The 23379-nt window shown below is 71.2% G+C and carries 21 protein-coding genes; 13 read left to right on the top strand and 8 right to left on the bottom strand.

Features of this window, described 5'->3' with window-relative positions; translation table 11 throughout:
• Window positions 1-2: 2 nt before the first annotated feature.
• The 4 genes from IE140_RS19840 to IE140_RS19825 all read left to right on the top strand — a co-directional run bounded on the left by IE140_RS19840 (window position 3) and on the right by IE140_RS19825 (window position 5147).
• Window positions 3-554 carry an adenine phosphoribosyltransferase gene (locus tag IE140_RS19840; protein WP_150196570.1) on the top strand — a complete coding sequence of 184 codons (552 nt, stop codon included), beginning with the start codon at window positions 3-5 and terminating at the stop codon, window positions 552-554.
• Window positions 555-724: 170 nt separating this feature from the next.
• Window positions 725-3346 carry a RelA/SpoT family protein gene (locus IE140_RS19835; protein ID WP_032768135.1) on the top strand — a complete coding sequence of 874 codons (2622 nt, stop codon included), beginning with the start codon at window positions 725-727 and terminating at the stop codon, window positions 3344-3346.
• Window positions 3347-3501: 155 nt separating this feature from the next.
• Window positions 3502-3954 carry a carboxymuconolactone decarboxylase family protein gene (locus IE140_RS19830; protein ID WP_167533512.1) on the top strand — a complete coding sequence of 151 codons (453 nt, stop codon included), beginning with the start codon at window positions 3502-3504 and terminating at the stop codon, window positions 3952-3954.
• Complete coding sequence (locus IE140_RS19825) at window positions 3951-5147, top strand: MFS transporter (RefSeq protein WP_150195827.1); 1197 nt, start codon at window positions 3951-3953, stop codon at window positions 5145-5147. The genes IE140_RS19830 and IE140_RS19825 overlap by 4 nt, the downstream gene beginning before the upstream one ends.
• 60 nt (window positions 5148-5207) lie before the next feature.
• Here IE140_RS19825 and IE140_RS19820 read toward each other — a convergent pair whose 3' ends face one another.
• Window positions 5208-6437 (bottom strand): DUF349 domain-containing protein, encoded by a 1230-nt coding sequence (locus tag IE140_RS19820; RefSeq protein WP_150195825.1) that lies wholly within the window; start codon window positions 6435-6437, stop codon window positions 5208-5210.
• A 224-nt stretch (window positions 6438-6661) separates the two neighbouring features.
• Window positions 6662-7453, bottom strand: a complete 792-nt coding sequence (locus IE140_RS19815) for a peptidylprolyl isomerase (RefSeq protein WP_032780907.1) — start codon at window positions 7451-7453, stop codon at window positions 6662-6664.
• A 157-nt stretch (window positions 7454-7610) separates the two neighbouring features.
• Between IE140_RS19815 and IE140_RS19810 the strand changes: the two genes are divergently transcribed.
• Complete coding sequence (locus IE140_RS19810; protein WP_032768143.1) at window positions 7611-8300, top strand: MBL fold metallo-hydrolase; 690 nt, start codon at window positions 7611-7613, stop codon at window positions 8298-8300.
• 17 nt (window positions 8301-8317) lie between these two features.
• Window positions 8318-9580: a histidine--tRNA ligase gene (hisS, locus tag IE140_RS19805; protein WP_150195823.1), complete on the top strand. Its 1263-nt coding sequence runs from the start codon at window positions 8318-8320 to the stop codon at window positions 9578-9580.
• A 63-nt stretch (window positions 9581-9643) separates the two neighbouring features.
• Here hisS and IE140_RS19800 read toward each other — a convergent pair whose 3' ends face one another.
• The 4 genes from IE140_RS19800 to IE140_RS19785 are packed head-to-tail and all read right to left on the bottom strand — an operon-like array spanning window position 9644 to window position 13159.
• Window positions 9644-10264, bottom strand: a complete 621-nt coding sequence (locus IE140_RS19800) for a response regulator (RefSeq protein WP_093438724.1) — start codon at window positions 10262-10264, stop codon at window positions 9644-9646.
• The gene (locus tag IE140_RS19795) at window positions 10264-11526 is read right to left on the bottom strand and encodes a sensor histidine kinase (protein ID WP_167533511.1); all 1263 of its coding nucleotides are present in this window, start codon (window positions 11524-11526) and stop codon (window positions 10264-10266) included. Before IE140_RS19795 ends, IE140_RS19800 begins: the two co-directional genes overlap by 1 nt.
• Window positions 11484-12305 carry an ABC transporter permease gene (locus IE140_RS19790; RefSeq protein ID WP_150195819.1) on the bottom strand — a complete coding sequence of 274 codons (822 nt, stop codon included), beginning with the start codon at window positions 12303-12305 and terminating at the stop codon, window positions 11484-11486. Before IE140_RS19790 ends, IE140_RS19795 begins: the two co-directional genes overlap by 43 nt.
• Window positions 12302-13159, bottom strand: a complete 858-nt coding sequence (locus IE140_RS19785; RefSeq protein ID WP_150195818.1) for an ABC transporter ATP-binding protein — start codon at window positions 13157-13159, stop codon at window positions 12302-12304. Before IE140_RS19785 ends, IE140_RS19790 begins: the two co-directional genes overlap by 4 nt.
• A 136-nt stretch (window positions 13160-13295) precedes the next feature.
• On the opposite strand from IE140_RS19785, the gene IE140_RS19780 reads away from it, so the two are divergent.
• Window positions 13296-13934 carry a vitamin K epoxide reductase family protein gene (locus IE140_RS19780; protein ID WP_006123204.1) on the top strand — a complete coding sequence of 213 codons (639 nt, stop codon included), beginning with the start codon at window positions 13296-13298 and terminating at the stop codon, window positions 13932-13934.
• Window positions 13935-13989: 55 nt separating this feature from the next.
• Window positions 13990-15357 (top strand): replication-associated recombination protein A, encoded by a 1368-nt coding sequence (locus IE140_RS19775; RefSeq protein WP_006123203.1) that lies wholly within the window; start codon window positions 13990-13992, stop codon window positions 15355-15357.
• Window positions 15358-15378: 21 nt separating this feature from the next.
• Here the strand turns inward: IE140_RS19775 and IE140_RS19770 are convergent, their stop codons facing one another.
• Entirely contained in the window at window positions 15379-16080 is a 702-nt protein-coding gene (locus IE140_RS19770; RefSeq protein ID WP_150195816.1) for a DUF2470 domain-containing protein, read from the bottom strand.
• A 191-nt stretch (window positions 16081-16271) separates the two neighbouring features.
• Between IE140_RS19770 and rpsD the strand changes: the two genes are divergently transcribed.
• The gene (gene rpsD, locus IE140_RS19765; protein WP_006123201.1) at window positions 16272-16886 is read left to right on the top strand and encodes a 30S ribosomal protein S4; all 615 of its coding nucleotides are present in this window, start codon (window positions 16272-16274) and stop codon (window positions 16884-16886) included.
• 17 nt (window positions 16887-16903) lie between these two features.
• Here the strand turns inward: rpsD and IE140_RS19760 are convergent, their stop codons facing one another.
• Window positions 16904-19117, bottom strand: coding sequence for an ATP-binding protein (locus IE140_RS19760; RefSeq protein ID WP_150195814.1), 2214 nt, complete (start codon window positions 19115-19117; stop codon window positions 16904-16906).
• A 220-nt stretch (window positions 19118-19337) separates the two neighbouring features.
• Here IE140_RS19760 and IE140_RS19755 point away from each other — a divergent pair, with 220 nt between their 5' ends.
• The 4 genes from IE140_RS19755 to ruvX are packed head-to-tail and all read left to right on the top strand — an operon-like array spanning window position 19338 to window position 23296.
• On the top strand, window positions 19338-19793 hold the full coding sequence (locus tag IE140_RS19755) for a DUF948 domain-containing protein (RefSeq protein WP_032768154.1): 456 nt from the start codon (window positions 19338-19340) through the stop codon (window positions 19791-19793).
• Between the two features lie 7 nt (window positions 19794-19800).
• Window positions 19801-20145, top strand: coding sequence for a DUF6167 family protein (locus tag IE140_RS19750; protein ID WP_150195811.1), 345 nt, complete (start codon window positions 19801-19803; stop codon window positions 20143-20145).
• The gene (gene alaS, locus IE140_RS19745; RefSeq protein ID WP_093438706.1) at window positions 20145-22814 is read left to right on the top strand and encodes an alanine--tRNA ligase; all 2670 of its coding nucleotides are present in this window, start codon (window positions 20145-20147) and stop codon (window positions 22812-22814) included. Before IE140_RS19750 ends, alaS begins: the two co-directional genes overlap by 1 nt.
• Before the next feature lie 8 nt (window positions 22815-22822).
• Window positions 22823-23296 carry a Holliday junction resolvase RuvX gene (gene ruvX / locus IE140_RS19740; RefSeq protein ID WP_006123196.1) on the top strand — a complete coding sequence of 158 codons (474 nt, stop codon included), beginning with the start codon at window positions 22823-22825 and terminating at the stop codon, window positions 23294-23296.
• Window positions 23297-23379: the final 83 nt, after the last annotated feature.

Genomic DNA, 23379 nt, shown 5'->3' with positions numbered 1-23379 from the left:
CGATGACGAGCACCACCGAATCCCTCAGGGAGCTGCTGCTCAGCCGGATCCGCGATGTCGCGGACTACCCGAAGCCGGGCGTGGTGTTCAAGGACATCACCCCGCTGCTCGCGGACCCGGTCGCCTTCACGGCGCTGACCGACGCCCTCGCGGAGCTGTGCGTACGGCACGGAGCCACGAAGATCGTCGGCCTGGAGGCGCGCGGCTTCATCCTGGCCGCGCCCGTCGCGGTCCGGGCGGGCATCGGCTTCGTCCCGGTCCGCAAGGCCGGAAAGCTCCCCGGAGCCACGCTGAGCCAGACCTACGAGCTGGAGTACGGCAGCGCGGAGATCGAGATCCACGCCGAGGACCTCGACGCCGAGGACCGAGTCATGGTCATCGACGACGTCCTCGCCACCGGCGGCACCGCCGAGGCCTCGCTGGACCTCATCCGGCGGGCCGGCGCCCAGGTCGCGGGCGTCGCGGTGCTCATGGAGCTCGGCTTCCTCAAGGGCCGCGCCCGCCTGGAGCCGGGCCTCGCCGGCACCCCGCTGGAGGCCCTGATCACGGTCTGAACAGCGGACCGCCGTCCGGCGACGGACATCGAGCACACCAGGACGGGCACCCGGGAACACGGGGTGCCCGTCCCTCGTTGTGCAGGCTCCCACCGTCCCCGGACGAGGTCCCGCCGGGGGATCGATACCATGGGCTCTCCGGGTACCCCGGATCCGCACGAGGAGCGCTCTTGCCAGACGAGGCCCAGTCAGCCGCCGCCCCGCAGCCCGACAAGCCCGTGGCGGCCCCCGCCACGCCCGAGAAGGCTGCGCCCTCGAACGCGCCGGAGCCCGCGCCCGCCGAGCCGGCCGCCGATTCCGTGCGCCCCCGGGCGGCGAAGCCCGCCGCTCCTCCCGTGAAGCCCGCGGCCCCCGAAGCCCCGCCGAAACCGGCCGGGACGACGGGCCCCGTGCAGCCTCCGGCCAGGAAACCGGCCCCTGCCGCGCCCAAGCCCCCGCCCCCCGGGCCCCCCGCGAAGTCCGGATCCGCCACCGGCTCCGCGTCCCGCTCCGGCGGCTCCTCCAACCGGGTGCGGGCCCGCCTCGCCCGACTGGGCGTACAGCGCTCCAGCCCGTACAACCCGGTCCTGGAACCCCTCCTGCGTACGGTCCGGGGCAACGACCCCAAGATCGAGACGGCCACGCTCCGCCAGATCGAGAAGGCCTACCAGGTCGCCGAGCGCTGGCACCGGGGCCAGAAGCGCAAGAGCGGCGACCCCTACATCACCCACCCGCTGGCCGTCACCACGATCCTCGCCGAGCTGGGCATGGACCCGGCGACGCTGATGGCGGGCCTGCTGCACGACACCGTCGAGGACACCGAGTACGGCCTCGACACCCTCAAGCGCGACTTCGGCGACCAGGTCGCCCTGCTCGTCGACGGCGTCACCAAGCTGGACAAGGTCAAGTTCGGCGAGGCCGCCCAGGCCGAGACCGTACGCAAGATGGTCGTCGCCATGGCCAAGGACCCCCGGGTCCTCGTCATCAAGCTCGCCGACCGCCTGCACAACATGCGCACCATGCGCTACCTCAAGCGGGAGAAGCAGGAGAAGAAGGCCCGCGAAACGCTGGAGATCTACGCCCCGCTGGCGCACCGGCTGGGCATGAACACCATCAAGTGGGAGCTGGAGGACCTCGCCTTCGCGATCCTCTACCCCAAGATGTACGACGAGATCGTCCGCCTCGTCGCCGAGCGGGCCCCCAAGCGCGACGAATACCTCGCCATAGTGACCGACGAGGTCCAGTCCGACCTGCGCGCCGCCCGCATCAAGGCCACCGTCACCGGCCGCCCCAAGCACTACTACAGCGTCTACCAGAAGATGATCGTGCGAGGCCGCGACTTCGCCGAGATCTACGACCTGGTCGGCATCCGCGTCCTCGTCGACACCGTCCGCGACTGCTACGCGGCGCTCGGCACCGTCCACGCCCGGTGGAACCCGGTCCCCGGGCGGTTCAAGGACTACATCGCGATGCCCAAATTCAACATGTACCAGTCACTGCACACCACGGTGATCGGTCCCAGCGGCAAGCCCGTCGAGCTCCAGATCCGTACGTTCGACATGCACCGCCGCGCCGAGTACGGCATCGCCGCCCACTGGAAGTACAAGCAGGAGGCCGTGGCGGGCGCCTCCAAGGTCCGTACCGACGTCCCCAAGAACACCGGGCGCGGCCAGGACACGGTGAACGACATGGCGTGGCTGCGCCAGCTCCTGGACTGGCAGAAGGAGACCGAGGACCCCGGCGAGTTCCTGGAGTCCCTGCGCTTCGACCTCTCGCGCAACGAGGTCTTCGTCTTCACGCCGAAGGGCGATGTCATAGCGCTGCCCGCCGGCGCGACCCCCGTCGACTTCGCCTACGCCGTCCACACCGAGGTCGGCCACCGGACCATAGGAGCACGCGTCAACGGGCGGCTCGTCCCGCTCGAATCGACGCTCGACAACGGAGACCTGGTCGAGGTCTTCACCTCCAAGGCGGCCGGCGCCGGACCCTCACGGGACTGGCTCGGCTTCGTCAAGTCGCCGCGCGCCCGCAACAAGATCCGCGCCTGGTTCTCCAAGGAGCGCCGCGACGAGGCCATCGAGCAGGGCAAGGACGCCATCGCGCGGGCCATGCGCAAGCAGAACCTGCCGATCCAGCGCATCCTCACCGGCGACTCCCTGGTCACCCTCGCCCACGAGATGCGCTACCCGGACATCTCCTCGCTGTACGCGGCGATCGGCGAGGGCCATGTCGCGGCGGCGGGCGTCGTCCAGAAGCTGGTGCAGGCCCTCGGCGGCCACGACGAGGCCAACGAGGACATCGCCGAGTCCACCCCGCCCTCGCACGGCGGCCGCAGCAAGCGCCGCGCCAACGCGGACCCCGGCGTCGTCGTCAAGGGCGTCGAGGACGTCTGGGTCAAGCTCGCCCGCTGCTGCACGCCCGTCCCCGGCGACCCGATCATCGGCTTCGTCACCCGGGGCAGCGGCGTCTCCGTGCACCGCGCGGACTGCGTCAACGTGGAGTCGCTGTCGCAGCAGCCCGAGCGCATCCTTGACGTCGAGTGGGCGCCCACCCAGTCGTCCGTCTTCCTGGTCGCCATCCAGGTCGAGGCGCTGGACCGCTCCCGGCTGCTCTCCGACGTCACCCGGATCCTCTCCGACCAGCACGTCAACATCCTCTCGGCGGCCGTCCAGACGTCCCGTGACCGGGTGGCGACCTCGCGCTTCACCTTCGAGATGGGCGACCCCAAGCACCTGGGCCACGTCCTGAAGGCCGTACGTGGTGTGGAGGGCGTCTACGACGTCTACCGGGTCACCTCCGCCCGCAGGCCGTAGGCGTCGCCGAAACCGAGGCCGTGGCGTGACCGTACCGAGGTCACGTCACGGCCTTTTCCGTGCGGCCACCGCGTCCTGACGCCCGGCGATTGACCCATGATTTTGCCCTGAGAATGCACCCCGTTCCGGGTCGCTTCCGCGCCTACGGTCCTTTCATGACCACTTTTCAGGTGCCTCAGCGCATGAACTTCGCCGCCGTCTCTCCCAAGGTCTTCAAGGCGGTCCTCGCCCTCGACGCCGCCGCCCGCGAAGGGCTCGACCCCGTCCTGCTGGAACTGGTGCAGATCCGCGCCTCGCAGATCAACCGCTGCGCCTACTGCATCGACTACCACACCGGGGACGCCCGCAAGGCCGGGGAGTCGGAGGAGCGGATGCACCAGCTCTCCGGCTGGGAGGAGTCGAGTCTGTTCACCGAGAAGGAGCGGGCCGCCCTCGCCCTGACCGAAGCCGTCACCCTGCTGCCCGCGGGAGTGCCGGACGCGGTGTACGAGGAAGCCGCACGCCACTTCGAGGAGAAGGAGCTCGCCCAGCTCATCGCCCTCATCTTCACCGTCAACGCGTGGAACCGGATGAACGTCACCACGCGCAAGACACCCGGTACCCCGTGACCACCGTCGAGACCGGGGCGACCACGGCCACCGGTCCCTCACCCGTCAAGGGCTGGCTCGCCGTCCTGGCGGTGACCCTGGGCATCTTCTCCCTGATGACCTCCGAGCTGCTCCCCGTGGGCCTGCTCACCCCCGTCGGCCAGGCCCTCGACGTCTCCGAGGGCACCGCCGGGCTCATGGTGACGGTGCCCGGCCTGGTCGCCGCGGTCTCGGCGCCCCTGGTCACCGTGGCCACCGGGCACATCGACCGCCGTATCGTCCTGGTGGTCCTGATCGGCCTGATGGGCGCGGCCAATCTGGCCTCCGCCTTCGCCACCAGCTTCACGGTGGTCCTCGTCGCCCGGTTCCTGATCGGCCTCAGCGTCGGCGGCTTCTGGTCCATCGCCGGCGGCATCGCCCTGCGCCTGGTACCGGCGAGGCACGTCGCCCGGGCCACCGCTGTGATCTTCGGCGGGGTGGAGACCGCGTCCGTCCTGGGCGTGCCCAGCGGAACCCTCATCGGCGATCTCAGCGGATGGCGCACCGCGTTCGCCGCCGTGGGCATCCTCGGTCTTGTCTCCCTGGCCTGCATGCTCTTCTTCATGCCCAGGGTCCCGGCCGGGCGGACCGTCACCTTCTCGGCCCTGCCGCAGGTCTTCCGGGGCAACGCCGGTGTCCGGGTGGGTATCGCCCTCACCTTCCTGGTCATCACCGGCCACTTCCTCGCCTACACGTTCGTCCGGCCGATCCTCCAGGGCGACGGAGTGGCCGACAGCTCGATCAGCGTGCTGCTGCTGACGTTCGGAGTCGCCGGGATCTGCGGCAACTTCATCGCCGGAGCCCTCGTCACCCGCCACCTCCGGCGCTGCGTCATGGGCATCTCGGTGGTCCTCACGGCGGCCATGGCGGTCCTCGCGCTCGCCGACACCGGCGCCTTCTCGGCGGGGGCGATCCTGGTGCTGTGGGGGCTGGGCTACGGTGCGGTGCCGGTCACCTTCCAGACCTGGATACTCGACGCCGCACCGGACGCCACCGAGGCGGCCACCTCGCTGTACGTCTCGGCGTTCAACCTGTCCATCGCGCTGGGCGCGCTCCTCGGCGGCTTCGCCGTCGACGGCATCGGCACGACGAGCGTGCTGTGGGCCGGCGCCGCGCTGACCGTCCTGGCGCTGTTCGTGGTGGGCGGTGTTCGCCGCCCGGTCCCTGTCCCGTGACCGCGAACACGGGAAAGGCCCCGGTACGCATCGCGTACCGGGGCCCTGCCTGTGGGCTTCTCAGCCGCCGAACTCCTCCAGGCCCTTCAGCGCCTGGTCCAGCAGCGCCTGGCGGCCCTCCAGCTCCTTGGCCAGCTTGTCCGCGCGGGCGTTGTTGCCCTGGGCGCGCGCGGTGTCGATCTGGCCGCGCAGCTTGTCCACGGCGGCCTGGAGCTGACCGGTCAGACCCGCGGCGCGGGCCCGCGCCTCCGGGTTCGTCCGGCGCCACTCGGACTCCTCGGACTCCAGGAGCGCCCGCTCCACCGCCTGCATCCGGCCCTCGACCTTCGGGCGGGCGTCACTCGGTACGTGGCCGATGGCCTCCCAGCGCTCGTTGATGGACCGGAACGCGGCGCGGGCCGCCTTCAGGTCCTTCACCGGCACCAGCTTCTCGGCCTCGGTGGCGAGCTCCTCCTTGAGCTTGAGGTTCTCGCCCTGCTCGGCGTCCCGCTCCGCGAAGACCTCGCCGCGGGCGGCGAAGAAGATGTCCTGGGCGCCGCGGAAGCGGTTCCACAGATCGTCCTCGGCCTCGCGCTGGGCGCGGCCCGCCGCCTTCCACTCGGTCATCAGGTCGCGGTAGCGCGCCGCCGTGCCGGCCCAGTCCGTGGAGCCGGACAGCGACTCGGCCTCGGTGACCAGCTTCTCCTTGGCCTTGCGGGCCTCCTCGCGCTGGGCGTCCAGCGCGGCGAAGTGGGCCTTGCGCCGCTTGGAGAACGCCGAGCGGGCGTGGGAGAAGCGGTGCCACAGCTCGTCGTCCGACTTGCGGTCGAGGCGGGGGAGACCCTTCCAGGTGTCCACCAGCGCCCGCAGCCGCTCGCCGGCCGACCGCCACTGCTCGCTCCGCGCCAGCTCCTCGGCCTCGGCGACCAGCGCCTCCTTGGCCTGCTTGGCCTCGTCGGTCTGCTTGGCCTTCTGCGCCTTGCGCTCCTCACGCCGCGCCTCGACCGTCGCGACGAGCGCGTCCAGCCGCTTGCGCAGCGCGTCCAGGTCGCCCACCGCGTGGTGCTCGTCGACCTGCTGCCGCAGATGGTCGATGGCCGTCGTCGCGTCCTTAGCCGACAGATCGGTGGTCTTCACCCGCCGTTCGAGGAGGCCGATCTCGACCACAATGCCGTCGTACTTGCGCTCGAAATAGGCCAGAGCCTCCTCGGGGGAACCGGCCTGCCACGATCCGACGACCTGCTCGCCCTCGGCTGTACGCACGTACACGGTGCCCGTCTCGTCGACGCGGCCCCACGGGTCGCTGCTCACAGCGCCTCCTCCACCTGATGCCTGCGAGGGGGTTCGCCCCCCGGGCATCGTCCACAGTTTCCTGGGGCGGGCCTCGCCCGCCCTGCACAACGCCAATCTAGGCGACCGGCCACCCGGCTGTCCGCACTCAGCGCGGCTGAAATTCTCCGCTCGGGTTCCGCTCGGGCGGGGAGGGGCCTCCGCCCGGGCGGAGGCCCCTCCCCGCCGGTCGCCGTCCCGCGGGCTCAGCTCTTCTCGACGGACACCTTCTCCACCGTCACGGCCTTCTTCGGGGCGCCGTCGCCCGCACCGCCCTCGACCCCGGCCGCGCCGACCTTCTCGACGGCCTTCAGCGAGGCGTCGTCCATCGTGCCGAACGGCGTGTAGGTGGGCGGGAGCTTCGTCTCCTTGTAGACCAGGAAGAACTGGCTGCCGCCGGAGTTCGGCTGACCGGTGTTGGCCATCGCCACCGTGCCCGGCGGGTAGACGACCGTACCGTCGTCGCCCGCCTTGCCGAGCGCGTCCAGGTTCTCGTCCGGGATGTTGTAGCCAGGACCGCCCGTGCCGTCGCCCTTGGGGTCGCCGCACTGGAGCACGAAGATGCCCTGGGTGGTCAGCCGGTGGCACTTGGTGTCGTCGAAGTAGCCCTTGTCGGCGAGCGCCTTGAAGGAGTTCACGGTCTGCGGGGTCTTCGCCGCGTCCATCGAGAACGCGATGTCGCCCTGGCTCGTCGTGAGCGACATCGTGTACTTCGCCTTCTTGTCGATCTTCATCGCGGGGAGCGGAGCCTTGCTCTCGCTCTCCGAAGGCTCCGGAGTGGGGGTCTGGCTCGCCGCCGCCTCGCTCTTCTTGTCCTTGTCGTCGTCCTTGCCCGCCACGACGAACGCGCTCACGCCCACGACGGCGACCACGGCCACCGAGGCCGCGACGATCGCGGTGATGCGCCTCGTCCTGCGGCGGGCTTCCTCGCGGCGCTTCTGCTGGCGCTCGAACTTCTCCCGGGCGAGCTGCCGCCGCCGCTGTTCGCTGCTGGACACCGGTTGGGCTCCTTGTTACGTCGTGGATCGTCGGATGAGGGCCTGAGCTGCCCGTACCGTATATGGGTTACCTGTGTCATGAGGAGCGCCGGTAGGCTCTGATCCGCCGCATCCTTGTACTGCGGGCCGCATCCTCCGCCGAACATTAAGGACGATCGTGCTTATTGCCGGGTTCCCCGCCGGGGCCTGGGGGACCAATTGCTATCTGGTCGCCCCCGCCGCCGGTGAGGAGTGCGTGATCATCGACCCGGGCCACCAGGCCGCCCAGGGCGTCGAGGAAGCGCTGAAGAAGCATCGGCTCAAGCCCGTCGCCGTCGTTCTCACCCACGGCCACATCGACCACGTCGCCTCGGTCGTGCCCGTCTGCGGCGCCCATGACGTCCCCGCCTGGATCCACCCCGAGGACCGCTACATGATGAGCGACCCGGAGAAGGCGCTCGGCCGCTCCATCGGGATGCCGCTCATGGGCGAGCTGACCGTGGGGGAGCCGGACGACGTCAAGGAGCTGACCGACGGGTCGAAGCTGACCCTGGCCGGTCTGGAGTTCGGCGTCTCGCACGCGCCCGGCCATACCAAGGGGTCGGTGACGTTCGGGATGCCCGAGGCCGCGGACATTCCGCCGGTCCTCTTCTCGGGCGACCTGCTCTTCGCCGGCTCCGTCGGACGCACCGACCTGCCCGGTGGCGACCACGCCGAGCTGCTCGAGTCGCTGGCCCGTGTGTGCCTGCCGCTCGACGACTCGACCGTGGTGCTGTCCGGCCACGGCCCCCAGACGACCATCGGCCGCGAGCGCGCCACCAATCCGTTCATGAACGGCCTGGATGCGGCGCCGCGCCGAGGACTGTAGACGAGAGACGTAATCACGTGAGCACCTTTCAGGCCCCCAAGGGCACGTACGACCTGACCCCGCCGGACTCCGCGAAGTTCCTGGCGGTGCGCGAGGCCATCTCCGCGCCCCTGCGCGACTCCGGCTACGGCTACATCGAGACACCCGGCTTTGAGAACGTCGAGCTCTTCGCACGCGGTGTCGGTGAGTCCACCGACATCGTCACCAAGGAGATGTACACCCTCACCACCAAGGGCGGCTCCCAGCTGGCCCTGCGCCCCGAAGGCACCGCCTCCGTCCTGCGCGCGGCCCTCCAGGCCAACCTCCACAAGGCCGGCAACCTCCCCGTCAAGCTCTGGTACTCCGGCTCGTACTACCGCTACGAGCGCCCGCAGAAGGGCCGCTACCGCCACTTCTCGCAGGTCGGCGCCGAGGCCATCGGTACCGAGGACCCGGTCCTGGACGCCGAGCTGATCATCCTCGCCGACCAGGCGTACCGCTCGCTCGGCCTGCGCCGGTTCCGCATCCTGCTGAACTCGCTGGGCGACAAGGAGTGCCGCCCGGTCTACCGCGAGGCGCTCCAGACCTTCCTGCGCGACCTGGACCTCGACGAGGAGACCCGCCGCCGCATCGAGATCAACCCGCTGCGCGTCCTGGACGACAAGCGGGCCGACGTGCAGAAGCAGCTGACCGACGCCCCGAAGTTCCGCGACTACCTGTGCGACGCGTGCAAGGCGTACCACGAAGAGGTCCGGGCCCTGCTCACGGCGGCCGGCGTCGCGTTCGAGGACGACGAGAAGCTGGTGCGCGGCCTCGACTACTACACCCGTACGACTTTCGAGTTCGTCCACGACGGTCTCGGCTCGCAGTCCGCGGTGGGCGGCGGCGGCCGCTACGACGGCCTGTCCGAGATGATCGGCGGCCCCGAGCTGCCGTCCGTCGGCTGGGCGCTCGGCGTGGACCGCACGGTCCTCGCCCTGGAGGCCGAGGGCGTCGAGCTCGACCTCCCCGCCACCACCAGCGTCTACGCCGTCCCGCTCGGCGAGGAGGCCCGCCGGGTGCTGTTCGGCGTCGTCACCGAGCTGCGCCGCGCGGGCATCGCCGCGGACTTCGCGTTCGGCGGCCGGGGCCTGAAGGGCGCGATGAAGAGCGCCAACCGCTCGGGCGCGCGCTACACCCTGGTCGCGGGCGAGCGTGATCTCGCCGAGGGTGTCGTGCAGCTCAAGGACATGGAGTCCGGCGAGCAGAGCGCGGTGCCGCTGGCCGAGGCGGCGGCGGAGCTGGCGAAGCGGCTCGGCTGACGAGAGCACGGAGCACGGCGCGGACGGGAGGACTCCAGGTCCTCCCGCCCGCGCCGCACTCGTCTACAGCAGCCCGTGGCGCATCGCCCCGGTCACCGCGGCGGTCCGGTCGCTCACGCCCAGCTTGCCGAAGATCCGCAGCAGATGGGTCTTCACCGTCGACTCCCCGATGAACAGCTTCCGCCCGATCTCCGCGTTGGTGCACCCCTCCGCCACCAGCCGCAGCACCTGCGTCTCCCGCTCCGAGAGCCGCGGCAGCTCCGGCACCCCGCGCAGCCGGTCCACCAGCCGGGTCGCCACCGTCGGCGCGAGTACCGTCTCGCCCCGCGCCGCGGCCCGGATCGCGTCCGCCAGCTCGCCCCGGCCCAGGTCCTTGAGCAGATAGCCGGACGCCCCGGCCTCCACCGCCCGCAGGATGTCGCCGTCGCTCTCGTACGTGGTCAGCACCACGACCCGGCACGGCAGCCCCGCCGCCCGTATCCGGCGGATCGACTCGACGCCCCCGCCGCCCGGCATCCGCAGGTCCATCAGCACGATGTCCGGCAGCAGTTCGGCGCACAGGGCCTCGGCACGGGGGCCGCTGTCGGCCTCGCCGACCACGTCGAGGTCCGCCTCGGCGTCCAGCATTCCGCGCAGCCCCTCCCGTACGACGGGGTGGTCGTCGGCCAGCAGGACACGGATCATCAGGTGCTCCTTCGAAGGGTGGCGGGGGAGAGCGGCAGGGTCACGGTCAGCGAGGTCCCCGAGCCCGGGGCGCTCCGGACCTCCGCACCGCCGCCCGCCTCCTCGGCCCTGGCCCGTACCCCGTCGAGACCGTAACCCTCGCGTGGCGCCCGGGCGTCAAAGCCGCACCCCTCGTCCCGTACGGACAGGGTCAGGGCGTCGGGGGCGTACGCGAGCAGCACCGTCACCGGTACGGAAGGGCCCGCGTGCTTACGGGTGTTGGCCAGGGCCTCCTGGCAGGCGCGCAGGGCGACCACCTCGTACGCGGTCGGCAGCGGCCGGACACCGCCGTTCACCGTCAGCCGCGCCGGGGCCCCGGTCTGCGCGGTGTGCCGGTCGGTGAGCCGCTCCAGGGCGTCCGCCAGCGACGTACCGGCCAGATCGGCGGGGGAGCCCCCGGCCACCAGCGCCCGGGCCTCGGCGAGGTTCTCCCGGGCGGTCCGCGTCATCAGCGCCACATGCCGCCGGGCCTGCGGCAGGTCGTGCTCCAGCTCCGACTCCACGGCCTGGGAGAGCATCAGCAGGCTGGTGAACCCCTGGGCCAGGGTGTCGTGGATCTCCCGTGACATCCGTTCCCGCTCCGCCAGCGCCCCGTGCGCCGCCGACAGCCGGGCGATCTCCTCGCGGCCCGCCTCCAGCTCGGCGATCAGAGCGGCCCGGTCCCGGCTCTGGGCGATGATCCGCATCGTCCACTGCCCCAGGAACGCGCTGAAGGCGAACGTCGCCACCGCCAGCAGAAGCCGGAAGACCCCCTCGCCCAGCGACGGCCGCCACAGCAGCGTCCAGCCCGCGAACGGCACCGCGCCCATGATGCCCAGCACCCACAGCGCGCCCCGCAGCCGCAGCAGCATGAAGCACTGCGGGGCCAGCGCGAACGTGACGAGCTGCGTCTCGTTCACCAGGACCGCGGTGGGGAGGAACAGCAGCATCGCCCCCACCACATACCGGCGGGCGGGCCCCTGGTCCCCGGTGTCGTCCAGCACGGCCGGGCGGCCCACCAGGACGTACCACGGCAGGTTCAGCGCCACGATCGACGCCGCCACCGCCCGCAACGGCCACGAGGGCTGGGCGGCACCGAGGACCACGGCGAGCGTGACCACCCAGACGACGGCGAAATAGCCGTCCCAGGGGCGCAGCGACCGGACCCAGACGTCGGAGTCGCGCGCTCCGTCCGCGCCGGTCAGCCGTCGCGCCGGCTCTTCCAGCGAAACGTCAGCAGACACAGCAGCAATCCTCCGATGCACCACGCGCCCAGCACCAGGGCGATCCGGCCGAACTCCCAGTCGCCCGCCTGCTCCAGCACGGCGGCCGATTCGGGCAGGAAGACCCCGCGGAAGCCCTGGCACATCCACTTCAGCGGGAACAGGGCGCCGATGTTCAGCATCCAGTCGGGCAGTTCGCCGGCCGGGATGTAGACCCCGGAGATGAACTGGAGCACCAGGAACGGCAGGATCACCACCGACCCCGCGCTCCGGCCCGACCCGGGCAGGCTGCTGATCGCGATGCCGAGCAGCGCGCAGGCCGCCGTCCCGAGCAGGAAGATGCAGCCGAACGTCAGCCAGGTGGACACGTCCCCGGGCAGGTCGAGATCGTACAGTCCGACTCCGACCGCCAGCAGGACGGCGGCCTCCAGGGCCCCGGTGACCAGGACCAGCCACACCTTTCCCAGGAAGTAGGCGGCGGGCGGCATCGGTGTGGAGATCAGCCGACGCAGCAGCCGTTCGTCGCGCTCGATCGCGATGGAGATGCCGAGCGACTGGAAGCTGGTCGCCATGATGCCCGCCCCGAGCATCGCGGCCACATAGATCTGCGAGACGGGGACCTCGCCGTCGGCCACATCGCCGCCGAAGATCGAGGCGAGCAGCACCAGGAGGACGACGGGGAAGGCGAGCGAGAAGACGACCTGGTCGCGCAGGCGGAAGAACTGCTTCAGCTCCAGACCGCCGCGCAGCAGACCCAGGCGCCACGCTCCGGGCAGGCCGGTGGTGTCCCGCGGGGTCATCGGACGGCCTCCGACTGCCCGGTGAGCCGCAGATAGACGTCTTCGAGCGTGGGCCGGGTGACCAGGAGCCCCGGGACCTCTCCGCCGAACCGGCCGGCGAGCGCGGTGACCGTACGGGTCGGCGTCCCGGTCTCCTCGCAGCGCGGCGTTCCGTCGGGCTCCGTCCACCGGACCGTGGCGCGGGTGCCGTACCGGGCCCGCAGTTCCCCGGGAGTTCCCTCGGCGACCGCGGTGCCCGAGGCGACGACCACGAGCCGGTCGGCGAGCGCCTCGGCCTCCTCCAGGTAGTGCGTGGTCAGGAGGATGGTGGTGCCGCCGTCGGCGAGCAGCCGGATCAGCTCCCAGAACTGCCGCCGGGCCGCCGGGTCGAAGCCGGTGGTCGGCTCGTCGAGCAGGAGGAGTTCGGGGGAGCCGATCACTCCGAGCGCCACATCGAGACGGCGGCGCTGACCGCCCGAGAGGGCCTTGGTCCGGGACCCGGCCTTCGCTTCCAGGCCGACCAGGGCGATGATCTCGTCGGGGTCGCGCGGGCGCGGGTAGTAACGGGCGAAGTGCCGCACCGTCTCCCGCACCGTCAACTCGGCGGGCGCGGATTCATCCTGCCAGACGATCCCGACCCGGGACCGTTGACGGCGGTCGGCCGTCGCGGGGTCGACGCCGAGGACTTCCACCTGGCCGCCGTCCCGGTCCCGCTGCCCCTGGAGCACTCCCACACAGGTGCTCTTCCCGGCGCCGTTCGGGCCGAGCAGTCCGCACACCTCACCGCGCCGGATGCCCAGGTCCAGGCCGTCCAACGCGGTCACACCGCCGTACCGCTTGCGCAGTCCGCGCACGTTCACCACGAGTTCCGTCATGGGTCCGAGCATTCCGCGCGGCCGGCGATCCGCTGCCCACCGGGCGTACACCTTTATGTCCATCGAACGGTGGACCGGTGCAGGGGTGCGGCACAATGACCTTGCCCGGCTGACCACTCGGTGACGGAACGGCGATATGACGACTGCAGCGGTAGACCACGACCTCTCCTCCGATCAGGACGAGGGCGGCCGCAAGCGCACCTTCGGGGCCGGACGCGGTCTGGCCCTGCTTCTGGTGATCACCGGCGCGGCCGGCCTGCTGGCCTCCTGGGTCATCACGATCGACAAGTTCAAGCTGCTGGAGGACCCCTCCTTCACCCCCGGCTGCAGCCTCAACCCCGTCGTCGCGTGCGGCAACATCATGAAGAGCGAGCAGGCCTCCGCGTTCGGGTTCCCCAACCCGATGCTGGGGCTCGTCACGTACGGCATGGTCATCGCGATCGGGATGGGCCTGCTCGCCGGCGCCCGCTACCGCAGCTGGTTCTGGCTCGGGCTGAACGCCGGGACGCTGTTCGGGGTCGGCTTCTGCACCTGGCTCCAGTACCAGTCGCTGTACAACATCAACTCGCTCTGCCTGTGGTGCTGCCTGGCCTGGGTCGCCACCATCGTCATGTTCTGTTACGTGACCACGCACAACGTCAAGCACCGCATCCTCCCGGCCCCGGCCTGGCTGCGGAACGGGCTCACCGAGTTCCCCTGGGTGCTTCCGGTGATGTGGATCGGGATCATCGGCATGCTGATCCTGACCCGCTGGTGGGACTTCTGGACCAGCTGAGCCGTCGGACCCGCCCCTGGTCGGGCTGTCAGTGGGGTCGCTTAGGCTTCATGACGTGGAGCCCGACCTCTTTACCGCAGCCGCCGAAGACCGCCAGGAGAAGGACCCGTCCAGCAGCCCCCTCGCTGTCCGGATGCGTCCGCGCACTCTCGACGAGGTCGTCGGCCAGCAGCATCTTCTGAAGCCGGGCTCGCCCCTGCGCCGTCTCGTCGGCGACGGGGGCGGTCCGGCGGGGGCGTCCTCCGTCATCCTGTGGGGCCCGCCCGGCACCGGCAAGACGACCCTGGCGTACGTGGTCAGCAAAGCCACCAACAAGCGTTTCGTGGAGCTCTCCGCGATCACCGCGGGCGTCAAGGAGGTCCGCGCCGTCATCGAGAGCGCGCGTCGCGCCACCGGTGGCTTCGGCAAGGAGACCGTCCTCTTCCTGGACGAGATCCACCGCTTCTCCAAGGCCCAGCAGGACTCCCTCCTGCCCGCCGTCGAGAACCGCTGGGTGACGCTCATCGCCGCCACCACGGAGAATCCCTACTTCTCGATCATCTCCCCGCTGCTCTCGCGCTCCCTGCTGCTCACCCTGGAGCCGCTGACCGACGACGACCTGCGCTCCCTGCTGCGCCGGGCGCTGACCGAGGAGCGGGGGCTCGGCGGGGCGGTCACCCTGCCCGAGGACGCCGAGGCGCATCTGCTGCGGATCGCCGGCGGCGACGCGCGCCGGGCGCTCACCGCGCTGGAGGCCGCCGCCGGTGCGGCCATCGCCACGCACGAGGCGGAGATCACGCTGGAGACGGTCGAGGCGACCGTCGACCGCGCCGCCGTGAAGTACGACCGTGACGGCGACCAGCACTACGACGTGGCCAGCGCGCTCATCAAGTCGATCCGCGGTTCCGACGTGGACGCGGCACTGCACTATCTGGCCCGGATGATCGAGGCGGGGGAGGACCCCCGGTTCATCGCCCGGCGGCTGATGATCTCGGCCAGCGAGGACATCGGGCTCGCGGATCCCACCGCGCTGCCGACGGCGGTGGCGGCCGCCCAGGCCGTCGCCATGATCGGCTTCCCGGAGGCGGCGCTCACCCTCAGCCACGCCACCATCGCGCTGGCGCTCGCCCCCAAGTCCAACGCGGCGACGCTGGCGATCTCCGCCGCGCAGGACGATGTGCGCAGAGGACTGGCCGGACCCGTCCCGGCCCATCTGCGCGACGGCCACTACAAGGGCGCGGCCAAGCTCGGCCACGCCCAGGGCTATGTCTATCCGCACGATGTGCAGGGCGGCATCGCCGCCCAGCAGTACGCCCCGGACGCCGTCCGCGACCGGCAGTACTACACACCCACCCGCTACGGCGCCGAGGCGCGGTACGCGGACGTCGTCGAGCGCGTCCGCGAGCGCCTCGGCCGCGCCGGCGAGGGCGGCGAGCAGGAGTAAGGGGTGCTCATCCCGCCCGGGTCAGGACGCGGCCGCCTCGAAAAGGGTGTGCATGGCGCGACGCAGCTCGGTGACGTCCCGCACGGGCTCGGGGAACTCGAAGCGGGCGTCGAAGCACGCCTCCCTGCTCTCGATGAAGCGCACCCGCAGCCCGAAGCGGTCCAGTGCCACGGGCACGGCGCTCGGCTGGTTCGGCGCCACGGCCCGGGCGGTCCGCTCGCCCAGCAGCCCGCACAGCGTGCGCATCTGCTCGTCGTGGGCGGAGGCCAGGTGCTGGAGCAGCTCCGCCTCGTGGAGGACCAGCGGGTCGGGGGCCGCGTCGCGGAAGTCCTCCGGCTCGATGTCCTCGGCGCCCCAGAGGTCGTCCACGTACGCCTCGCCGAACTCCAGGCGCAGCATCATCCGGCCGGGCTCGGCGATGCCGGGGACGGAGGTGAGCCAGCCGGAGACCCAGGCCCGGCCGCGGATCCGGTGCGGTACGGAGACGGGAGCGACGTCCGTGATCTCCAGCACGGCGGTCAGCTCGTCGCCCTGCGCGTGCGTCGCGGCCCGAACGGCCGGGGAATCCGCGGCGAATTCGAGGAACACATCGCCCTCGGGCCCCACGCTCCGGCTGTCCGGGACCAGGGGTTCGGCGCGGGCCAGATCGAGCCCCGGTACGACGAGCAGCGCGGAGCAGGTACTCTGTACGAGAGTTCGTGTGCGCTCGGCTGCTGACGGCATCCGAGTGTTTTCTAGCCCGCTGGGACGCGGCTGACCACGATCTGATCGGCCTTCCGTCGTAGCAGCATCCTCCTCTGAGGTGCTGCCGCTGTCTGTGCTGTCCGTGACGTGAGTGGTGTTCCCAGGGCGAGACATGCGATCTCCTTGAGTAAGGTAAGCCTAACCTAACCTACAACGGAGGTCTGGAGAACGTGCCTAACCAGTCGCGTCCCAAGGTCAAGAAGTCGCGTGCCCTCGGCATCGCCCTGACGCCCAAGGCTGTCAAGTACTTCGAAGCTCGTCCGTACCCGCCGGGTGAGCACGGCCGTGGTCGCAAGCAGAACTCGGACTACAAGGTCCGTCTGCTGGAGAAGCAGCGCCTGCGTGCGCAGTACGACATCAGCGAGCGCCAGATGGCGCGCGCCTACGACCGCGCCAAGAAGGCCGAGGGCAAGACGGGCGAGGCGCTGGTCGTCGAGCTCGAGCGCCGTCTCGACGCCCTGGTCCTGCGTTCGGGCATCGCCCGCACCATCTACCAGGCCCGTCAGATGGTCGTCCACGGCCACATCGAGGTCAACGGTGGCAAGGTCGACAAGCCGTCCTTCCGCGTGCGCCCGGACGACATCGTCCAGGTCCGCGAGCGCAGCCGCTCCAAGGTCCCCTTCCAGGTGGCCCGCGAGGGTGGTTACGACACCGAGGGTGAGACCCCGCGCTACCTCCAGGTGAACCTGAAGGCCCTGGCCTTCCGCCTGGACCGGGACCCGAACCGCAAGGAGATCCCGGTGATCTGCGACGAGCAGCTCGTCGTCGAGTACTACGCCCGCTGATCCAGGCGTAGCCGCTCTCACCAGCGCTCCGGCCCGCCCCTCCCTGTCATCCGGGAGGCGGCGGGCCTTCGCGTTCCCCCGGGCCCGCCCGGCGCCGGCACCCCGCCCGCGCCCGGCGCGTCCACCCGCGCGCCCGGTCCGCCACCGGCCAGGGCCCGGTCGACCGCCGTGGCCGGATCCAGTCGCCTCCCCGCCCGCAGCCCTTCCTCGTACGCCGCGTTCCCCAGCTCCCGCCGCGCCTGCTCCTCGCACTCCACCCGGGGCCGCCCGTAGAACGCCGAACCGAACAGCTGCAGACCCACCGACGGCCAGATGCCCTCCGCCGCACCCTGGAGCACCGCGGCCTCCCCGGCGTCCCCCTCCACCGCCGTCACCAGCGCCAGCAGCTCCAGTGACAGCACCGTGCCCAGCAGGTCGTTGAACGTCCGGCCGATCGTCAGGCACTCGCCCAGCATCTGCCGCGCCCGGGCCGGCCGCCCCCGCCGCAGCGCCGCGTACGCCAGGACGTACAGCGCGTACGCCAGTGCCCACCGCTCGCCGTGGTCCTCGCAGATCTCGCGGACCTCGTCGCAGATCACCGCCGCCGCGTCCAGATCGCCGAGGAACGCCACCGCCATGGCCAGCTCCACCTGAGCCATCAGGACGTTGCTGTTGAGCTCGCCGACCTCGCGGTACCGGCCGAGCGCCTCGCGCAGCAGCTCCTCGGCGCGCTCCATGTCGTCCGTCACGATCGCCAGACACCCCGTGCGGTGCACCGCGTACGCCAGCGCCGTCGCGTCCCCGCGGCGCTCGGCCTCCTCCCGGCACTCCTGGAGCGCCGAGATCGCGCCCACCGCGTCGCCCTGGAGCACCGCCACATAGCCCAGCACCCACAGCACCTTCAGCCGTGCGGCATCGTGCGGGGTCGGCTCCTCCAGCACGTGGTCCAGCCAGTGCCGCCCCTCGGACAGCCGCCCGCAGCCGGTCCAGTAGAACCACAGGGTGCCCGCCAGATGCTGCGCGAGATGCACCTCGTCGGGGCTCTCCATCGAACATTCCATCGCCCGGCGAAGATTGGGCAGTTCGCTGTCGATCCGCGCCGCCACCTCCGCCTGGCGCGGACTGAACCAGTCCAGCTCGCACCAGGTCGCGAGCCCCAGGAACCAGTCCCGGTGCCGGCGCCGCAGCCGCTCGGCGTCCCCGGTCGCCGCCAGCCACTGCGCCCCGTACTCGCTGACCGTGTCCAGCAGCCGGTAGCGGGCCCCCGCCGGGCCGTCCTCGCGTTCCACCACCGACTGCGCGATCAGCTCGTCCAGCACATCGAGCACCGCGTCGGCCGGCAGATCCGGCCCACCGCAGATGTACTCGGCGGCCTCCAGATCGAACTGCCCGGCGAAGACCGAGAGCCGCGCCCACAACAGCCGCTGCTCGGGCGTGCACAGCTCATGGCTCCAGCCGATCGCCGTCCGCAGCGTCTGATGGCGCGGCGGCGCACCGCGACGGCCGCCGGTCAGCAGCCGGAACCGGTCGTCGAGGCGCAGCAGCACCTGGTCCACCGAGAGGGCTCGCAGCCGCCCGGCCGCCAGCTCCAGGGCCAGCGGAATGCCGTCGAGGCGGTGGCAGAGCTCCAGCACGGCCGCCCGCTCGTCCGTCGCCGGTTCCCAGCCCGGCCGCACCCCGCGCGCCCGCTCGGTGAAGAGCTCCACCGCGTCCCGGTCGGACATCGGGGCGAGCGGATACGTCCGTTCCCCGTCCACCCGCAGCGGGCAGCGCCCGGCCGCGAGCACCTGGAGGCCCGGAGCCCGGCGCAGCAGATCGGTGACGAGGTCCGCGCAGGCGTCGACGAGGTGCTCGAAGCCGTCGATCACCAGCAGCGTCCGGCGCTCGCGGAGGTGCTCGACGAGGACGGCGCGCGGCGGCCGGCTGGTGTGATCGGCCAGCCCCAGGGCGTCGATCAGGGCGTGTTCCAGCAGGTCGGCGTCGCGGACGGTGGACAGCTCGGCCAGCAGGACGCCGTCGCAGTACCGTTTCTCCCGGAGTGCGGCGACCCGGATCACGCACCGGGTCTTGCCCACCCCCGCCACTCCGGCGACGGTGACGAGCCGGGACTCCTCCAGCAGCCCGCCCAGCTCGGCCAGTTCGTCCTCGCGGCCCACGAACCGGGTCAGTTCGGCCGGGAGGGTGCCGGGCGCCGCCACGGGACGGGCGTCGGGACCATCGGGATTCGGGCAGGGGTCCTGCAGGCGTCGCATGAAACACGGAGCGTACTGGCTTGAAAGCTCTCCGTACAATCTCGCCGGACAACTCCGGTCCGGCCCGCGGGGAATGCGGTAGGGGAGGAGATGCGCGGCGCGATAGGCTCGTGGGACGACGATCGGGCGCGCGGGCGGCAGCCGGGCGGCACCGACGGAGACAAGCCCCCGAAGGGGCCGATCGACAAGCAGAGAGCGGTGCACTGTGTCCGGTGGAGAGGTGGCCGGGATCCTCGTGGCCGTCTTCTGGGCGATCCTGGTCTCGTTCCTCGCCGTGGTGCTGGTGAGGCTCGCCCAGACGCTCAGGGCGACCACCAAACTCGTCGCGGACGTGACCGAACAGGCCGTTCCGCTGCTGGCCGACGCCTCGGCGACGGTGCGCTCCGCGCAGACCCAGCTGGACAAGGTCGACGCCATCGCGAGCGACGTCCAGGAGGTCACCTCCAACGCCTCCGCGCTCTCCACCACCGTCGCCTCCACCTTCGGCGGCCCCCTCGTCAAGGTCGCCGCCTTCGGCTACGGCGTACGGCAGGCGCTCGGCCGCCGCACCGAGCCCGAACCGGAACCGGCGCGGGGCCGTGGCTCCGCCCGCCGTACGGTGATCGTCGGCCGGACCGTACCCTCGGCGCGCGGACGCAGGAGCCAACGCCGAAACGCCCGCGGACAGAAGGACTGATCGAGCGATGTTCCGCCGCACGTTCTGGTTCACCGCCGGCGCAGCCGCCGGTGTGTGGGCCACCACCAAGGTCAACCGCAAGCTCAAGCAGCTGACCCCCGAGAGCCTCGCGGCCCAGGCCGCGGACAAGGCGATCGAGACCGGTCACAAGCTCAAGGACTTCGCCCTCGACGTACGCGAGGGCATGGTCCGGCGCGAAGCCGAACTGGGCGGCGCCCTCGGCCTGGAGGCCCCGGTCGAGGACCTTCCCGTACAGCGGCACTACGCCGTCGAAGCGCCCGAAGCCGCGGCGCACCCGAACACGTACCGCACGCTTCCCTACAAATCGAACAACCGGAATGAGGACCACTGATGGAGTCGGCTGAAATTCGCCGCCGCTGGCTGAGCTTCTTCGAGGAGCGCGGTCACACTGCCGTGCCTTCGGCGTCGCTCATCGCGGACGACCCGACTCTGCTGCTGGTCCCCGCGGGCATGGTCCCCTTCAAGCCGTACTTCCTCGGCGAGGTCAAGCCGCCCGCCCCGCGCGTCACCAGCGTGCAGAAGTGCGTGCGTACCCCGGACATCGAAGAGGTCGGCAAGACCACGCGCCACGGCACGTTCTTCCAGATGTGCGGCAACTTCTCCTTCGGGGACTACTTCAAGGAAGGGGCCATCCAGCTCGCCTGGGAGGCCCTGACCAACTCCGTCGAGGACGGCGGCTACGGCCTCGACCCCGAGAAGCTCTGGATCACCGTCTACCTCGACGACGACGAGGCCGAGGCCATCTGGCGCGACAAGATCGGCGTCCCGGCCGAGCGAATCCAGCGCCTGGGCAAGAAGGACAACTTCTGGTCCATGGGCGTCCCCGGACCCTGCGGCCCCTGCTCGGAGATCAACTACGACCGCGGCCCCGAGTTCGGCGTCGAGGGCGGCCCGGCCGTCAACGACGAGCGGTACGTGGAGATCTGGAACCTGGTCTTCATGCAGTACGAGCGCGGCGCGGGCGACGGCAAGGAGGACTTCCCGATCCTCGGGGACCTGCCGTCCAAGAACATCGACACCGGTCTCGGCCTCGAACGCCTGGCGATGATCCTCCAGGGCGTACAGAACATGTACGAGACCGACACCCTGCGCGTCGTCATGGACAAGGCCACCGAGCTGACCGGCGTCCGCTACGGCGCCGAGAACGGCACGGACGTCTCGCTCCGCGTCGTCGCCGACCACATCCGTACGTCGGTGATGCTCATCGGCGACGGCGTCACCCCCGGCAACGAGGGCCGCGGCTACGTGCTGCGCCGCATCATGCGCCGCGCCATCCGCAACATGCGCCTCCTGGGCGCCACCGGCACGGTCGTCAAGGACCTTATCGACGTCGTGATCGACACGATGGGGCAGCAGTACCCGGAGCTGATCACCGACCGCAAGCGCATCGAGACGGTCGCGCTCGCCGAGGAGGCCGCCTTCCTCAAGGCCCTCAAGGGCGGCACCAACATCCTGGAGACCGCCGTCACCGAGACCAAGGCCGCCGGTGGCCGGGTCCTCGCCGGGGACAAGGCGTTCCTGCTCCACGACACCTGGGGCTTCCCGATCGACCTCACCCTGGAGATGGCCGCCGAGCAGGGGCTCTCCGTGGACGAGGACGGCTTCCGCCGCCTCATGCAGGAACAGCGCGACAAGGCCAAGGCCGACGCCCGCGCCAAGAAGACCGGTCACGCCGACCTCTCCGCCTACCGCGAGGTCGCCGACACCGCCGGCGCCACCGAGTTCACCGGTTACGCCAGCCTGGCCGGCGAGTCCACGATCGTCGGCCTGCTGGTCGACGGTGTGCCCTCACCCGCCGCCACCGAGGGCGACGAGGTCGAGGTCGTCCTCGACCGCACCCCCTTCTACGCCGAGGGCGGCGGCCAGCTCGCCGACACCGGCCGTATCCGGCTCGACACGGGTGCCGTGATCGAGGTCCGCGACGTCCAGAAGCCGGTCCCCGGCGTCCACGTCCACAAGGGCGTCGTCCAGGTCGGCGAGGTGACCGTCGGAGCCCCGGTCTTCGCCTCCATCGACGCCACCCGCCGCCGGGCCATCGCCCGCGCCCACAGCGCCACGCACCTCACGCACCAGGCGCTGCGCGACGCGCTCGGCCCGACGGCCGCCCAGGCCGGCTCCGAGAACTCCCCGGGCCGCTTCCGCTTCGACTTCGGTTCGCCCGCCGCCGTCCCCGGTACGGTCCTCACCGACGTGGAGCAGCGGATCAACGAGGTTCTTTCGCGCGAACTCGACGTCCAGGCCGAGGTCATGTCGATCGACGAGGCCAAGAAGCAGGGCGCCATCGCCGAGTTCGGCGAGAAGTACGGCGAGCGGGTCCGCGTCGTCACCATCGGCGACTTCTCCAAGGAGCTGTGCGGCGGCACCCACGTCGGCAACACCGCCCAGCTGGGTCTGGTGAAGCTGCTCGGCGAGTCCTCCATCGGATCCGGCGTGCGCCGCATCGAGGCCCTGGTCGGCGTGGACGCGTACAACTTCCTCGCCAAGGAGCACACGGTCGTCGCCCAGCTCCAGGAGCTGGTCAAGGGCCGCGCCGAGGAGCTCCCCGAGAAGATCGCGGGCATGCTCGGCAAGCTGAAGGACGCCGAGAAGGAGATCGAGAAGTTCCGCGCGGAGAAGGTCCTCGCGGCCGCCGCCGGGCTCGTCGAGTCCGCCAAGGACGTCCGCGGCGTCGCCCTGGTCACCGGCCAGGTCCCCGACGGCACCTCCGCCGACGACCTGCGCAAGCTGGTCCTGGACGTGCGCGGCCGCATCCAGGGGGGCCGAGCAGCCGTCGTGGCCCTGTTCACCACGGCCAACGGCCGCCCGCTCACGGTGATCGCCACCAACGAAGCCGCCCGCGAGCGCGGTCTCAAGGCCGGTGACCTCGTGCGTACGGCCGCGAAGACCCTCGGCGGCGGTGGCGGCGGCAAGCCGGACGTCGCCCAGGGCGGCGGCACGAACCCGGCCGCCATCGGCGACGCCGTCGCCGCGGTCGAACGCCTCGTCTCCGAGACGGCGTGACGAGCGGGATGACGCAGATGCGCCGAGGCCGACGGCTGGCCGTCGACGTCGGGGACGCCCGGATCGGGGTCGCCTCGTGCGACCCCGACGGGATCCTGGCCACGCCGGTGGAGACCGTGCCGGGACGCGATGTCCCGGCCGCCCACCGGCGGCTCCGCCAGATCGTCGAGGAGTACGAGCCGATCGAGGTCATCCTCGGTCTGCCGCGCTCCCTCGGCGGCGGCGAGGGTCCGGCGGCAGCCAAGGTCCGCGACTTCGCCCAGGTGTTCGCCCGTTCGATCGCGCCCGTTCCGGTGCGACTGGTGGACGAGAGGATGACCACAGTGACGGCGGCCCAGGGCATGCGCGCCTCGGGCGTGAAGTCCAAGAAGGGCCGATCTGTCATCGACCAGGCTGCCGCTGTGGTGATCCTTCAGAACGCTCTGGAGTCCGAACGGGCGTCAGGCAATCCCCCGGGCGAGGGCGTCGAAGTGGTTGTCTGATCGCGATACGGTAACGTTCCGCGCGATGCGGCGGTGTTCGAACAAACCGCACAGCGAAGCGAAGAGACGGAACGTCGTCTCGC

Source organism: Streptomyces parvus (genome assembly GCF_014648875.1).
Taxonomy (GTDB): domain Bacteria; phylum Actinomycetota; class Actinomycetes; order Streptomycetales; family Streptomycetaceae; genus Streptomyces; species Streptomyces parvus.
Note: the sequence above shows the minus strand (reverse complement) of the source record. Positions and strands in the feature narration are given on the sequence as shown.